Here is a 14,525-nt window from a genome sequence, read left to right as displayed (position 1 = left end):
GGGGGCAGTCCCCCGGCCGCTTTCACATCAGTCCTTCAGGCTTTCTTCTCGCAGGCCATCCGCCAGCAGGTTCAATCCCAGAACCAGTGACAACAGCGCCAGTGCCGGCGGCAGTGCAGGGTGCAGGTAGATCGACAGCAGCTTGCGTCCTTCGTTGATCGTGGACCCCCAATCCGGGCTTTCCGGCGGCAGGCCCAGTCCAAAGAACCCCAAGGTCCCCAAGAGGATGGTCGTGTAGCCGATGCGCAGGCAGAAATCGACGATCAGCGGCCCGCGGGCGTTGGGCAGGATTTCCCAAAGCATGATGTACCAGGGGCCTTCGCCGCGCGTCTGCGCCGCGGCCACGTAATCGCGTGTCTTGATGTCCATGGCCAAGCCGCGCACGATGCGGAACACCGTGGGCGAGTTGACGAAGACAACCGAAACGAACACGACCAGGATGCCGCCAGGAATGTCGAACAGATCCAGATAGGTCGGCAGACCCCAGATGCTGTAGTCGTCCGTGCGGATGACGTATCCCCCGGTCGAGATCAGCGACAGGTACAGCCAGATCGCGATACCCAAGACGCCGATCAGCAGCGGCGTACGGAATTTCGGCCGGGTGTAGTAGCGCGAATTCAGAAGGACACCGATGAAGAGGATCGGGAACACGAACAGGACTGCGGCCATATAGTTCGGCACGCCGGTCGCGACGATTTCCGGTGTGACCAGCAGGTAGAACAGCAGGATGACCGGGAACGCCAGGATCAGATTGGCGAGGAACGACAGAAACGTGTCCAGCCGCCCGCCATAATACCCGGCGGGCAAGCCCAGCGTGATCCCGACCATGAAGGCAAACATCGTGGCCAGCGGAGCAATCTGTACGACGATCCACGCCCCCTTGACCATGCGGCTGAATACGTCGCGGGCAAGGTTGTCGCCGCCCAGCAGGTACCAGGCGAACTCACCGTCCTCGGCATTGGGCAGGGGGGTGCCGGGCACCTTGTTCTTCATGCCGGAAACCTGGACCAACGGATCATGTGTCACGATCAGGTCCAAAGCCCCGAAGATGCCGGTGAAAACCCAGAACATGACCAGTCCAAAACCGATCATGCCGATCGGGCTGTCGAAAAGCTTGCCGTACAGGCCAAGGCGCCGTTTGAAGGCAACCGACATCGCGAAAAGAATGATCAGCGACAGCCAGACCGGCAGAAATTGCTGCGAGATCGCGCCGATAATCCCGGCCCCAGTGCCCAAGAGTATTCCCAGCAGCAGGTAGGCGACCACCGTCGCGATGCTGGCCAGGAAAGAATACCACAGCGCGGATTGCGTCAGGTTCCTGAGGCCGCCGCCCGAACTGACGGTGCCATCCGCATTCACGCTGACTTGCGTCTCGGGCAGCAGAATGCTTGCCAGGATCCAGACAACGACGGATACGACCAGCGCAGCCAGGGCGATCATCATGATCGGGTTCAGAAAGGCGATAGAGCCAGTCCAGCTCAGAGGTTCCATGGTCTATCCTCCCTTATGAAATGCGGATGCGCGGGTTGAGGTAGACATAGCCGATATCCGAGATCAGCTGCGTCACGAGCACCACAAAGACCGACACGACCGAGATCGCCAGCAGAAGCTGGATGTCGTTGTTCCCCGCGGCCTGCACCAGTGCCCAACCGAAACCCTTGTAGTTGAACAGGGTCTCGACGATCACGACGCCGTTCAGCAACCAGGGAAACTGCAGCATGATAACGGTGAAGGGCGCGATCAGCGCGTTGCGTAGGGCGTGCTTCAGAACGATATTCCCGAAGGACACACCCTTCAGGCGCGCAGTCCGGATGTATTGCGCGGTCATCACTTCGGTCATCGAGGCTCGGGTCATCCGTGCAATGTAGCCCATGCCGTAAAGGGCAATGGTCAGGACCGGCAGGAAGAAATTCTCGAAGGTCGGGTTCTCCATGGCCTGTGTGGCGGTGCCCTTGAACCATTTCAGACCCACGGTTGAAGAGGTGAAGATGGCGATGAAGATCACGCCCGACACGTATTCCGGCGTGGCCGTCGTGATGATCGAAAACGTGGAAAGGGACCGGTCCAGGGCAGACCCCTCGCGCATGCCGGCTAGCACACCAACCAATAGGGCGGTCGGGATCATCAGCACCAGCACCCAGAACATCAGGTAGCCGGTGTTGCCCAGACGCTTGCTGACGATCGTTCCGACTTCGTCCTTGAAGACGGTTGAATAGCCCCAGTCGCCCTGAAGAACGCCGCAGTAGCGCGGTGTCGTTTCCGAAGTAGAGCCGGGACGGGTGCAACTTCCCACGAACTGACCATCCGGTAGCGTGTTGGTGAAACCGGGCACCACCCCAAGCCATTGGCCGTACTTGACCAGCGTGGGCTGCATGTATCCGCGGTTCTCAAGCCAGGTGACGACCTGTTCATCGGACATACGCTGGTTGCCCTGCGTCTTGGCCAGTTTTTCCAGGTTTGGATAGAGGTTGGTCAGGAAGAAGACAACGAAGGTCAGGCAGAGTGCCGTCAACAGCATCACGCCCAATCGTCGAAGGATGAAGAGTCCCATGTTGGCCCCTGTTGTTCGGGTTCTCCGCAGATCAGTGGACCATTTTCTGGCCTCGGACGTCCGACCCCGCGTCGGTGTGTCTGCGGCTGGAAAGGGGCGCCCGCATTCGGGCGCCCCTTGAAAGGTTCAGGTCGGGATCAGGCCGCCCAACCCCATTTGTAGTGATGGTGTTCGAACGACACATGCATGTCGGTTCCGACCAGACCGTCCTTCATGTGACGGTACAGCGACCGCCAATAGGGCTGGATGGTGACGCCTTCTTCCTGGATCATTGCTTCGCCCTTGGCCACGATTTCGCGGCGCTTGTCGGCATCGGCAATGGCCAGAGCTTCGGTCAGAAGGGCGTCAAACTCGGCATTGGACCAGCCGAATTCGTTCCAGGCCTCGCCGGTGCGGTAGGCCAGTGCCCAGATCTGAACGCCCAGCGGACGATGGTTCCAGTTGGTCGAGCTGTAGGGGTATTTCGCCCAGTCGTTCCAGAACGTGTTGCCTGGCAGAACCGTCCGCTTGACCTTGATGCCCGCGTCGCGCAGCTGGGCTGCCACGGCATCGGTGGTGTTGCGGCGCCAGTCATCGTCGATCGAGATCAGCTCGTGCTCGAAATCGGCCATACCGGCCTCTTCCATCAGCTTGCGAGCGCCTTCCGGGTCAACTTTCTGCGGCGGCAGTTCGTAGTAATCCGGGTGGATCGGACCAACGTGGTGGTTTTCCGCAGGAGAGCCGCGACCACCGTAGCCAAGTTCGAGGCAGACCGAGTTGTCCACGGCCATCTGCAGCGCCTGACGCACACGTTTGTCGGCATAGACCTTCTTGCCGTCCACTTCCGCAAGCTGGTTCGGGCGGACCACGATCGTGTTCATCGTGACAACCTCGGACTTCACGTAGCCCAGGCTGTCCATCACGTCGATGAATTCACCAACCGATTCATACAGCATGTCGACTTCGTCCGATTCCAGAGCCGCCAGCCATGCCGACGGATCGGTGCCGTAGTCGATGTACTCAATGCGGTCCAGCGCCGGACGACCGAATACGGCTTCGCCCCACCAGGTGTGGTTTTCGTTGCGCACAAGCGCGGCTTTCACACCCACTTCCAGCTCTTCGATCAGGTAGGGGCCCGTGCCGACATTGTTTGTCAGGTCCGTTTCGCTGAACGAGCTGTGGATGATCGCGGCCGGATAGTCTGCCATGCCCGGGATCAACGAGATGTCCGAGTTCGGCAGGTTCAGCTTGACGGTGTGCGAGTCCACAACCTCGATCGCGCCTTCGATTGCCTGGCCGGTGTCTGCGTCGACCAGCGTAGCGAAACGGCCCGCCATCGAGTTCGTTTCCGAGCTCTTGTCGCACCAGCGCGCGATGTTGCGTGCCACGTCTTCGGCAGTGAAATCGTCGCCGTTGTTCCACTTGACGCCCTGACGGACCTTCAGCGTGTAGACGGTCGCATCGTCGTTGACTTCCCAGCCCTCCAGCAGCATGCCGCGGAATGTGCCGTCCGAGTTGTACTCGACCAGGTATTCCAGCGTGCCACGGGTGACGTTGGCGATCTGCGACCAGTCATAGGTGCGCGGATCCTTCAGCGCGCGAACTTCCTGCTGAACGCGCAGGGTGCCACCTTCTTTCTTGGCGTCTTCGCCCGCCGCCTTGGCGGGTGCGGTCAGGCCGACCATGCCGTAGGCGGCCGCTGCAGTGACACCAAGGCTGGTCGTGCGCGTCAGAAACTCGCGGCGGCTCAGCTTGCCGTCCCGATATTCCTGGGCGTGCATTTCGGCAGCCCAGTGCATCGGTGCTCCGGTCAAAGTCTTGGTTTTCATGGATGTCTCCCTGTGAGATTATTATGGGTATTTGTTGGTCCCCGTCGAAGCCAGACAGCGCCGAGCAAGGTCATTTTGGATGTGGTTATTTGAATTCTGTGCATCCCCATGGGTTCATTCGGCACCAGATTCCAATTTAGGTCAATGTTCGAAATCGTCATCAAGTGCACAAAAACGACATTTGCAGAGAAACCTGAGCCGTGGCCGCCGGGGCTGCTATCGGCAAGTCTGATTCTGGAACTTGTGATTCCCTTTTCCGAAGGGTTTCGGCCGAAAACCCCTTATGTGGCTGAAAATAAATGACTTCGGACGAGGTTTTGGTGAGATGTCAGTGATTCACTCAGCCTTGGCTCGGATCGACGTTATGCCATTGCTTCATCCGGGCACGGCACCACGTGCGCTGGCGTTTGGCGTATTGGCGTGTCGCAATCGTTGCTCTTTCGCGGGCATCGGCCAAGGTCATTCGCCCCTCGATGTGGGCCATCAATTCAGGTACCCCGATGGCCTTGCACGAAGGCAGGTTCGGGTCGTACCTGTCGCGCATCGCCGCAACTTCGTCCAGGGCACCCGCCCGCAACATCTGGTCAAAGCGCGAATTGATGCGCGTGATCAGCCAGTCTCGCTCAGGAGTCACGACGATCGGAAACGCTTGATCCAATGGCAGCAGCGGTGGCGGCGTGTCGTCCTGCCAATCCGCTAGGGTCCGGCCCGTGGCTTGCTCGACCTCCCAGGCCCGTTGCACACGGGCGCGGTTGCGCGTGTCGATCCGGTCCCGTGTCCTTGGATCAATCCCGGCCAGAAGCTCGGGCAGGGGGATCGCGTCCGCAGTCTTGCGCAACTCGGGCGGCGTTGCCGGGATGTCTGCCATACCTTCCGTCAGCGTCGAAAAGTAGAGACCTGTTCCGCCCACGATGATCGGACGCTGCGGCCCTGACAAAAAAGTCCGCACCTCGCGCAGCCAGTGGCCGGTCGAATAGTCTTGATCAAAAGCGACATGGCCATAGAGAGCGTGTGGAGCCCGAGCTTCTTCGTCGATCGAGGGTCGGGCGGAAATGATGCGCCAGCAGTCATAAACCTGGCTGGCATCCGCATTGACGATGATCCCGCCCGCGTGTTCGGCAATCTCCAGTGCAAGGGCTGATTTGCCCGATGCGGTCGGCCCCATGATAAGGACCGGCAGATCGTCGGGAATGGGCGGCAGACTGTTCAGCAAATTGCGCGCTGTGTTTTCAGCCATGAGTGTTTGCCCTGTTCCTTGACCATCCGCATTGAACCCGCGGTGGTTTTGCTTCATTTTGCGCCGGAAAACAAACCCGTGCCAGCCCGGAGCGCAACATGAGCCTTTCTTCCACCAACACAACCGCCGAAACCCCAAAAACGACATACAAACGCGTCATGTTGAAAATCTCGGGCGAGGCGCTGATGGGGGATCAGGGATTCGGGCTGCATCCGCCGACTGTCCAGCGCATCGCGCAGGAGGTGAAGTCGGTGCATGATCTCGGGGTCGAGATCTGCATGGTCATCGGCGGAGGGAATATCTTTCGCGGCCTGTCCGGTTCGGCCCAAGGGATGGAACGGACCACGGCCGACTACATGGGCATGTTGGCGACCGTGATGAACGCGCTGGCCATGCAATCCGCGCTTGAGGGCCTGGGCGTCTTCACCCGGGTGATCTCGGCCATCCGCATGGATGAGGTGTGCGAGCCCTATATTCGCCGCCGCGCTGTGCGCCACTTGGAAAAGAAACGGGTGTGCATCTTTGCGGCTGGAACCGGCAACCCGTACTTCACCACAGATACCGCAGCGACGTTGCGTGCCAACGAAATGACCTGCGAGGCCATCTTCATGGGCAAGAACGGGGTCGACGGCGTCTACGACAAGGACCCCAAGGCACATTCGGACGCTGTCCGCTATGACTCGGTGACCTATGACGACGTTCTCGCCAAGCGTTTGAAGGTCATGGATGCTTCGGCTATCGCTCTGGCGCGCGACAACAATCTGCCGCTGATCGTATTCGGACTGGACGAGCCCGGCGGGTTCCGCGGAATTCTGGCAGGCGAGGGGACCTATACCAAGGTTCAAGGCTAGCCAAAGGTCCGACCGAACAGCCCACATTAGTTTGCCTGGCGCCCGACTCGGTTCGGACGTTAGGTAACCCAACGCCTTCCGGTCCGCTGAAAATGCTCGGTGTGACCGGTATGCGTGTCGCTTTTGCCCGCCGGAAAGTCTCTGGCGGCTGACCGAAAAAGCGATCTTTCCCTGATCAAAAGCGCATTAAAGTGAGAGGAGAGAGAATGTCCGACAATTCAGATGCCGACTACGAGGTCGGCCAGGACAATATCCAGGTCATGGGGCTGGATATTCACAATCCGGTTTTTGCCGTGTCTGGCCTGACCATCATCGCCTTCGTCTTCTTTTCGTTGGTTTTCCGCGAGCAGGCTGCTGATTTCTTCGGCTGGTTGCGCCCCGCGCTGACCAACCGGTTCGACTGGGTATTCATGCTTTCGGCCAACATCTTCGTCGTGTTTTCGTTGCTGCTGATCGTGACGCCGCTGGGCAAGATCAGGTTGGGCGGCGACGATGCGAAACCGGACTACAGCTATGCGGGTTGGTTCTCGATGCTGTTCGCCGCTGGCATGGGGATCGGGCTTGTTTTCTGGGGTGTGGCCGAGCCGATCTCGCACTATGGCGCATCACTTGGCGGTGTCGCTGTGGGAGAGGACGGCCTGCGCACCGACTGGGCACCGTTGGGCGCCGGGCTGGAGGATCCCGACGCATCGCGGAAGCTGGCGATGGCAGCCACGATTTTTCATTGGGGCATGCATCCTTGGGCGATCTATGCGGTTGTTGCGCTGGCCTTGGCATTCTTCAGCTTCAATCGCGGGCTGCCCTTGACGATGCGTTCGGTCTTTTACCCGCTGTTCGGCGAGGCCACTTGGGGCCCGCTGGGGCATGTCATCGATGTGCTTGCGGTCTTTGCGACCATCTTCGGCCTGGCGACCTCGCTTGGCCTGGGGGCGACACAGGCGCTGGCCGGTTTGAATTATCTGTTTGATGTTCCGGTGACGGACGGGATGAAAGTGCTGTTGATCGGCTTGATCACGGTCTTCGCCCTGATTTCTGTGATCGCCGGACTGGACAAAGGGGTCAAACGCTTGTCCGAGGCCAACATGGTGCTGGCAGCCCTGCTTTTGTTGCTGGTCTTGATCGTGGGGCCGACCATGGTGATCCTGACCGGGTTCTTCGACAGCATGATCGAATACGTCGTCGCGCTGCCGGGCCTGTCCAATTGGATCGGTCGCGAAGACACGAACTTCATGCAGGGCTGGACCACCTTCTACTGGGCGTGGTGGATTTCTTGGTCGCCGTTCGTCGGCATGTTCATCGCACGTATATCGCGCGGGCGCACGATCCGCGAGTTCGTGACCTGTGTCATCCTGATCCCGACGCTGGTCGGCGCCCTTTGGATGAGCGTTTTCGGCGGAGCTGCTCTGGATCAGGTCATGTCCGGCAATGGGCAGGCTTTGACCGATGCGGCGCTGGAACTGAAGATGTTCAAGATGTTCGAGGCCTTCCCGATGGCAGGTCTGCTGTCGTTCGTCGGTATCGTTCTGGTGGTTGTGTTCTTCGTCACAAGCTCGGACTCGGGTTCGCTGGTGATCGACACCATCACGGCTGGCGGCAAGACCGATGCTCCGACGGCTCAGCGCGTATTTTGGTGCGTGCTGGAAGGGGCCATCGCGGTCGTACTGCTGCTGGGCGGTGGGCTCGGCGCATTGCAGGCCGCGGCCATTGCCACCGGCTTTCCCTTTGCGATCGTGTTGGTTTTGATGTGCGTGTCCATCTTCATCGGTCTGATGAACGAACGTCGACGCAACTGAGCGTACCGCCACTGACAGAGGGCCCCGGTGACGTCACCGGGGCCTTTCTTTTCATTTCTGACTGCCTTCGAAGAAGCCGACCGAATTGCCGTCGGGATCGACCGCATAGAAGAACCGACCGGCCGGGATCTGGATCGGATCCGAGATAACCTGACCCCCGGCAACCTTGACTCTGGCCATGATCTCTTCAGCCGTGCCCTCTGCCGCCAGATGAAGGGTCGGACCGGTACCATCTTTTGCTGGCTTTCCCGGGTACAGATGCAAGGCCACGCCCGTTGCCGGGTCAGCGGGGCGGAACATGGCCATGGGGTTTGGGCCGGATGTGTCGACCGCAAGTTCTGCCCCCGTGGCGTGTGCATAGAATTGTACCGCCTTGTCCAAGTCGGAAACGGGCAGTTCGCCCCACACCAGAAAATCCTTTGGAAGATAACTCATCTTTAACCTCTCTTGTCTTGAGTGCCGCGAGTTTGGCATGCGCTGATGACAGAAGCTGGCATCAGACGCCCGGCTTGACCGCGCGGGGTTGGCCAGGCTAACTGACGGCGTTTGGTCCCGTCATCCCCGTGCGGGCTGCCGAACTGCCACGGCGATACCCGCGGCTGGCTGGAAGACCTGCCATGTATCGGAGTTGTCCGGTGTCATGCGCGGGCGGAATTTCGGAACATTGGGCATGACAACAGAAGGATTGTGCGATGGGCACTCTGGATATCGATTTCGTTCGGGCGCAGTTTCCGGCTTTTTCCGAACCCAGCCTGAAAGGGCAGGCATTCTTTGAGAACGCGGGCGGCTCCTATACCTGCAAACCCGTTCTGGATCGGCTGACCCGCTTCTATACCCAGCGCAAGGTTCAGCCATATGCGCCCTACGAAGCCAGCCGCCTGGCGGGCGAAGAGATGGATGAGGCACGTGCCCGGATGGCGGCCCTGCTGGGCGTGGACACCGACGAACTGAGTTTTGGCCCTTCGACCACGCAGAACACCTACGTGCTGGCGCAGGCATTTCGGCAGTGGATGAAGCCGGGTGAAGCGATCGTAGTGACCAACCAGGACCATGAAGCCAACTCGGGCCCCTGGCGGCGCCTTGCCGAGGACGGCATCGAGGTTCGCGAATGGGAAATCGACCCGGAAACCGGTTCGCTGAATCCGTCCGATCTGGAAAACCTGCTGGACGACAAGGTGCGGCTGGTCTGCTTTCCCCACTGTTCGAACGTGATCGCCGAGATCAACCCGGTCACCGAAATCACTGCGATCGCGCATGCGGCCGGGGCATTTGTCTGCGTGGATGGTGTTTCCTACGCACCGCACGGCTTCCCGAACGTGGGGGACCTTGGGCCGGATATCTATCTGTTCTCTGCCTACAAGACCTACGGACCGCATCAGGGCTGCATGGTGATCCGGCGCACGCTGGGCGAGTTGCTGCCCAATCAGGGGCATTTCTTCAACGGAGACGTGCTGTACAAGCGGTTCACGCCGGCCGGACCGGACCATGCTCAGATTGCCGCCAGCGCCGGTATGGCCGACTATGTCGAACAACTCTGCGACCACCACGGCGGCCCATCCTCGGGGGCTTCTGCGCGTGGTGCTTTTGTCCACGACCTGATGCGTGCGCACGAAGTTGAGCTTCTGCAGCCGGTTCTGGACGCGCTCAAGGATCGCAACGCGGTGCGCCTGATCGGCCCGTCCGATGCCGAACGACGGGCTCCGACCGTGGCCTTGGCCGTCAACCGCAACGCCGAAAGCGTGGCGGCTGATCTGTCCGAACACGGCATCATGGCCGGCGGTGGTGACTTCTATGCGGTTCGCCCGCTGACCGCCATGGGTGTCGATCTGGGGCAAGGTGTTCTACGGGTCAGTTTCACCCACTACACCTCGCGAAACGAGATCGACCAATTGCTTGAAGCATTTGACCGGGTTTTGTGATCCGGTAACAGTTCCGCCCCGTAGATATATGAAAACGGGGCGGAAATGGACAAAGAGCAGTCACCAATCATTTTGTGGTTCCGGCGTGATCTGCGCCTGAGTGACCATCCGGCTTTGGCTGCGGCCGCGCAGACAGGCCGACCTGTGATTCCTGTTTTTCTGCGAGATCAGCTGGTCGATGACTTGGGCGCGGCTCCGAAATGGCGGCTGGGCCTCGGCCTTTCCGCATTGTCAGACAGCCTCGAGCGCAAGGGCAGCAAGCTGATCCTGCGAAGCGGCCCGGCGCTGGCCGCGCTTGAAGACCTGATACGGGAAACGGGGGCAACTGACGTCTATTGGTCGCGGGCCTATGATCCCGAATCCATCGGGCGTGACACTCAGATAAAGGCTGCGTTGTCCGCGCAGGGCGTAACCGCCAAGTCCTTTGCCGGGCATCTTTTGTTCGAGCCATGGACGGTCGCCACACAGGCGGGTCAGCCGTTTCGTGTTTTTACGCCCATGTGGCGGGCTGTGCGCGGGAGAGAGGTTGATGCTCCCAAGTCGGCACCGTCGCGGATCGCGGCACCCCGATCATGGCCGCAGTCGGACGAGCTTGAGGCCTGGAACCTTGGCGCGGATATGCGTCGTGGCGCAGCGGTCGTGCGGGCTCATGTCGAACCGGGCGAGGCCGCCGCATTTGCGCAGCTGGACGAATTTACGGAACGGCTCGACGCGTATCCTGCAAAACGGGACGATCTGGGCGAAGACGGCACGTCGGGACTATCCGAGTACCTTTCGTTGGGCGAGATCAGCTCGGCAACCATTTGGCACCGGGTGCAGAGCACAGGGTTTTCCGGCTCGTCCGGGGCCGAGGGCTTCTTGCGCCAACTCGTCTGGCGCGAGTTCGCATATCACTTGATGTACCACACACCGCATCTACTGAGCGCAAACTGGAAGCCGGAATGGGATGCGTTTCCGTGGAACACAGACGCCGACACCCCCGAAGTTCGAGCCTGGACAATGGCGCGAACAGGGATACCGGTGATAGATGCGGGCCTACGGCAGATGTATGTCACCGGGCGGATGCACAACCGCGTCCGAATGATCGTCGCCAGCTACCTGACCAAGCACCTGATGACGCACTGGAAGATCGGCATGGATTGGTTTGCGGACTGTCTGGTCGATTGGGATCCGGCAGCGAATGCCATGGGGTGGCAGTGGGTTGCGGGGTCGGGGCCGGATGCCTCGCCGTTCTTTCGTATCTTCAACCCGCAGACCCAAGCCGAGAAGTTTGACCCCACGGGCGCCTATGTCCGCCGGTGGCTGGCCGAAGGACAAAAGAACCCACCCGAGACGGCGCTTGCCTATTTCGATGCGGTGCCGGTGTCATGGGGACTGTCTCCGACGGATGCCTATCCTGATCCGGTCGTTGATCTGAAGGTTGGGCGACAGCGGGCGCTTGCCGCCTACGAAGGCCGAAAACACCAGTAAGGAATTGAAAACTTGCCAGAAACGGAATCCCGTCCTAGCCTGCTCCGACCACCGCACAGGGGAGAGCGGATGATCCTGACGACGACAGAGGGGCAGAAAAGCCTGCCCAGATATTTTTCGCAGGTCTTCAAGATGCTGCAGCGAATGGAGTCCGGACGGCTGGACATCGCGCTGCCGGACGGGCGCATTTTTCGCAACGAAGGCGCCAAGCCCGGACCTGTCGCCCGCGTTGATATTCACGACCCGGATGTATTCGCGCGGCTGATCCGTGAAGGCGAGCTCGGCTTTTCCGACGCCTACCTTGAGGGTGGGTGGAGCACACCTGACCTGCGCGCCTTCATGGATCTTGTCCATCTGGGCACCGAGACGGTCTATGATGATTTCACTGGCAAGTTTTTGGTTCAGGCCTATGAGCGCCTGCGGTTCTGGCTGCACCGGAACAACCGAAAGCAGGCCAAAAAGAACATTTCGTACCACTATGATCTGGGCAATGATTTCTACAGCCTTTGGCTGGACGAGACGATGACCTACTCCAGCGCGCTGTTCGAAACCGGTCAGGAAAGTTTGGAAAAGGCTCAGACGGCCAAATATGCCAGCCTGGTCGACGAGATGGGAGCAAAGCCGGGCGACCACATCCTTGAAATTGGCTGCGGTTGGGGTGGCTTTGCCGAATACGCCGCCAAGGAAAGAGACCTCAGGGTCACAGGCCTGACCATCAGTCAGGAACAGTTGAAGTATGCGACGCAACGTATAGAAAAAGCTGGACTTTCGGACAGAGTAACCTTCAAGCTGCAGGACTATCGCGACGAGCGTGGGCAGTATGACGGCATTGCGTCGATCGAGATGTTCGAAGCTGTTGGGCAAAAGTACTGGCCGGTTTATTTTCAAACGGTCCGCGACCGGCTGAAGCCCGGCGCACGGGCCACGCTTCAGATCATAACAGTGGCCGACCGCCGCTGGGACGTCTACAAGAACGGTGTTGACTTTATCCAGAAATACATCTTTCCGGGCGGCATGTTGCCGGCCCCGACGGTGCTGAGGCAGGAAATCCAGCAGGCCGGTCTGGATGTGGTCAAGTCGAAGGAGTTCGGCCCAAGCTATGACCTGACCCTGCGGCGCTGGTACGACACGTTCAACGACAAATGGGACCAGGTTGCTGCGATGGGCTTTGATGAGCGTTTCCGCCGCATGTGGAATTATTATTTGACCGCTTGCGGCGCAGCCTTTGACACGGGCAATTGCGATGTGACACAGATCACCGTAGCAAAACCCAACTAACACACGGAAATATCGGAATGCCGACAGCCTCACGTCTTGTTGCCGCGCTCAGTCTCATGGTGGTGGCTTTCCTTGTGTCCGGCATGATCATCGACAACGGCGAAGAGGGAAAGGACTACGGCTACTTTACCTATGTGAACCTCGTCCTTGGTTTTTTGTGTGGTTGGGTCATCATGGGCAAACGGGCCGGGCGCGGCTGGACTGCAGCCGTCAACAACGGCCTGACCGGAGTGGTTTCTCTGGTGTTTTGGGGCCTGTTCGTTCAGGGCACGTACGAGATGTTCCGTCTTGCGATGCGTCACCGCTATGACGGTCCATTCGAGGCGTTGCTGGCCATTTTCCAGATCGGTGTGGATTTCGGCAAGCAACTGATCTCGCCCGAGATCATCGCGACCTTGGCGATTGGTGCTCTGTTGTCCGGCCTGTTTACCGAAGGCGCCTCGCGGCGCTGGAACTGACGCCCTAGTCACGAGCCTACGATGACCAATCTGTTTTTCTACGGCACATTGCGGTATTTGCCGCTGCTTGAACTTGTTTTGGGTCGCTCGGGTCAGGATCTTGCGGCCGAGCCGGCGATGCTGCCGGACCATGCGGTTCACGCGGTGCAGGACCAAGCCTTTCCGATGATCCTTGAGGCGCCCGGCGCAGCGGCACGGGGTATCTTGGTGCAGAACCTATCTGCGCAAGACATTGAACGGTTGGCCTTCTACGAAGGTGGGTTCGACTATGACCTGCATGTCAAGGAGGTCGTCCTTGAGGGCGGATCGCCCGTTTCCGCCCAAGTCTTCTTTCCCGCCCCCGGGTTATGGACGACGGCCGATCCCTGGTCATTGGAAAAGTGGGTTTCCGAGTGGGGCGCGATGACCCTTTTGGCTGCGGATGAGGTCATGGGGTATTTCGGCAAGGTCGATGCCTCTCGGATCGCGCGCAGTTTTTCCGCCATTCGTACCCGCGCGTGGGCCAAGCTTGCGGCGCAGCAACGAAAAACCGGGGATGGACGCAGCGCCGGCGATGATGTGATCGTTCACCGCCACACGCGCGCATACATCGACTATTTCGGGATGGAAGAAATCGAACTGCAGCACCGCCGATACGATGGGTCGATGGGGCCGGTTCTCAATAGGAATGGCTTGATGCAGGGTGCTGCGGTCGTGGTGCTGCCGTATGATCCCCTGCGCGATACGGTCCTTTTGGTTGAGCAGTTCCGAACCCCGGTATTCTTGATCGATGACCCCGAGCCTTGGATGTGGGAACCGGTCGCCGGCATGATCGACCCCGGAGAAACCCCGGAACAGGCGGCCCACCGGGAAGCCATGGAGGAGGCGCAGGTGTCGTTCTCGCGGCTCGAATATGCAGGTGGCGCCTATTCTTCGAGCGGATCTTCCACCGAATACATCCACCTCTATGTTGGGATTGGAGACCTCACCGCCTCGATCAACAATGGTGGCTTGGCGACCGAGGGAGAGGACATTCGCAGCAGGATTCTGCCATATGCCGAATTCATGGATATGGTTGACCGGCATGTCTTCAAGGACCTTCCACTTTTGTCCCTGGCGCATTGGTTGGCACGCAACCGCGATCGGTTGCGGGGATGACTATCCCGCCTTGTGGTCGGCGC

At 59.7% G+C, this 14,525-nt stretch carries 12 protein-coding genes; 7 read left to right on the top strand and 5 right to left on the bottom strand.

The genetic code is table 11. From position 1 onward, the window contains the following. Positions 1–27 precede the first annotated feature (27 nt). The 4 genes from ACR3EL_RS09335 to miaA all read right to left on the bottom strand — a co-directional run bounded on the left by ACR3EL_RS09335 (position 28) and on the right by miaA (position 5,596). Positions 28–1,491, bottom strand: a complete 1,464-nt coding sequence (locus tag ACR3EL_RS09335; RefSeq protein WP_170338952.1) for an ABC transporter permease — start codon at positions 1,489–1,491, stop codon at positions 28–30. A 13-nt stretch (positions 1,492–1,504) separates the two neighbouring features. Then, positions 1,505–2,551, bottom strand: coding sequence for an ABC transporter permease (locus ACR3EL_RS09330; protein ID WP_170338951.1), 1,047 nt, complete (start codon positions 2,549–2,551; stop codon positions 1,505–1,507). A gap of 137 nt (positions 2,552–2,688) precedes the next feature. Then, a complete protein-coding gene (locus tag ACR3EL_RS09325) occupies positions 2,689–4,359 on the bottom strand; it encodes an ABC transporter substrate-binding protein (protein WP_170338949.1) in 1,671 nt (556 codons plus the stop codon). A gap of 340 nt (positions 4,360–4,699) precedes the next feature. Next, on the bottom strand, positions 4,700–5,596 hold the full coding sequence (gene miaA / locus ACR3EL_RS09320; RefSeq protein WP_480721336.1) for a tRNA (adenosine(37)-N6)-dimethylallyltransferase MiaA: 897 nt from the start codon (positions 5,594–5,596) through the stop codon (positions 4,700–4,702). A gap of 98 nt (positions 5,597–5,694) precedes the next feature. Between miaA and pyrH the strand changes: the two genes are divergently transcribed. Together pyrH and ACR3EL_RS09310 are read left to right on the top strand one after the other, a co-directional pair. Continuing rightward, entirely contained in the window at positions 5,695–6,447 is a 753-nt protein-coding gene (gene pyrH, locus ACR3EL_RS09315; protein ID WP_170338945.1) for a UMP kinase, read from the top strand. Positions 6,448–6,653: 206 nt separating this feature from the next. Beyond that, positions 6,654–8,240: a BCCT family transporter gene (locus ACR3EL_RS09310; RefSeq protein ID WP_093961871.1), complete on the top strand. Its 1,587-nt coding sequence runs from the start codon at positions 6,654–6,656 to the stop codon at positions 8,238–8,240. A gap of 51 nt (positions 8,241–8,291) precedes the next feature. On the opposite strand, the gene ACR3EL_RS09305 is transcribed toward ACR3EL_RS09310, so the two are convergent. Next, a complete protein-coding gene (locus ACR3EL_RS09305) occupies positions 8,292–8,675 on the bottom strand; it encodes a VOC family protein (protein ID WP_480721332.1) in 384 nt (127 codons plus the stop codon). 257 nt (positions 8,676–8,932) lie between these two features. Between ACR3EL_RS09305 and ACR3EL_RS09300 the strand changes: the two genes are divergently transcribed. From ACR3EL_RS09300 to ACR3EL_RS09280, 5 genes are all read left to right on the top strand, one after another. Next, positions 8,933–10,159 (top strand): aminotransferase class V-fold PLP-dependent enzyme, encoded by a 1,227-nt coding sequence (locus ACR3EL_RS09300; RefSeq protein WP_093961873.1) that lies wholly within the window; start codon positions 8,933–8,935, stop codon positions 10,157–10,159. A gap of 45 nt (positions 10,160–10,204) precedes the next feature. Then, positions 10,205–11,629: a cryptochrome/photolyase family protein gene (locus tag ACR3EL_RS09295; RefSeq protein WP_170338941.1), complete on the top strand. Its 1,425-nt coding sequence runs from the start codon at positions 10,205–10,207 to the stop codon at positions 11,627–11,629. 69 nt (positions 11,630–11,698) lie between these two features. Beyond that, entirely contained in the window at positions 11,699–12,907 is a 1,209-nt protein-coding gene (locus ACR3EL_RS09290) for an SAM-dependent methyltransferase (RefSeq protein WP_170538386.1), read from the top strand. A gap of 17 nt (positions 12,908–12,924) precedes the next feature. After that, the gene (locus ACR3EL_RS09285; protein WP_093961876.1) at positions 12,925–13,365 is read left to right on the top strand and encodes a TrgA family protein; all 441 of its coding nucleotides are present in this window, start codon (positions 12,925–12,927) and stop codon (positions 13,363–13,365) included. A gap of 21 nt (positions 13,366–13,386) precedes the next feature. After that, positions 13,387–14,502 carry an NUDIX domain-containing protein gene (locus ACR3EL_RS09280; RefSeq protein ID WP_480721327.1) on the top strand — a complete coding sequence of 372 codons (1,116 nt, stop codon included), beginning with the start codon at positions 13,387–13,389 and terminating at the stop codon, positions 14,500–14,502. Positions 14,503–14,525: the final 23 nt, after the last annotated feature.

It is taken from the genome of Ruegeria sp. BJ3 (genome assembly GCF_056535665.1).
This window is presented reverse-complemented; position numbering and strand designations above follow the sequence as displayed.

Bases quoted from the DNA above. Each gene is read 5' to 3' on its own strand.
- ACR3EL_RS09335 (WP_170338952.1), bottom strand. From the start codon at position 1,491: ATGGAACCTCTGAGCTGGACTGGCTCTATCGCCTTTCTGAACCCGATC.
- miaA (WP_480721336.1), bottom strand. From the start codon at position 5,596: ATGGCTGAAAACACAGCGCGCAATTTGCTGAACAGTCTGCCGCCCATT.
- ACR3EL_RS09280 (WP_480721327.1), top strand. From the start codon at position 13,387: ATGACCAATCTGTTTTTCTACGGCACATTGCGGTATTTGCCGCTGCTT.
- ACR3EL_RS09295 (WP_170338941.1), top strand. From the start codon at position 10,205: ATGGACAAAGAGCAGTCACCAATCATTTTGTGGTTCCGGCGTGATCTG.
- ACR3EL_RS09325 (WP_170338949.1), bottom strand. From the start codon at position 4,359: ATGAAAACCAAGACTTTGACCGGAGCACCGATGCACTGGGCTGCCGAA.
- ACR3EL_RS09305 (WP_480721332.1), bottom strand. From the start codon at position 8,675: ATGAGTTATCTTCCAAAGGATTTTCTGGTGTGGGGCGAACTGCCCGTT.
- pyrH (WP_170338945.1), top strand. From the start codon at position 5,695: ATGAGCCTTTCTTCCACCAACACAACCGCCGAAACCCCAAAAACGACA.
- ACR3EL_RS09300 (WP_093961873.1), top strand. From the start codon at position 8,933: ATGGGCACTCTGGATATCGATTTCGTTCGGGCGCAGTTTCCGGCTTTT.
- ACR3EL_RS09285 (WP_093961876.1), top strand. From the start codon at position 12,925: ATGCCGACAGCCTCACGTCTTGTTGCCGCGCTCAGTCTCATGGTGGTG.
- ACR3EL_RS09290 (WP_170538386.1), top strand. From the start codon at position 11,699: ATGATCCTGACGACGACAGAGGGGCAGAAAAGCCTGCCCAGATATTTT.
- ACR3EL_RS09330 (WP_170338951.1), bottom strand. From the start codon at position 2,551: ATGGGACTCTTCATCCTTCGACGATTGGGCGTGATGCTGTTGACGGCA.
- ACR3EL_RS09310 (WP_093961871.1), top strand. From the start codon at position 6,654: ATGTCCGACAATTCAGATGCCGACTACGAGGTCGGCCAGGACAATATC.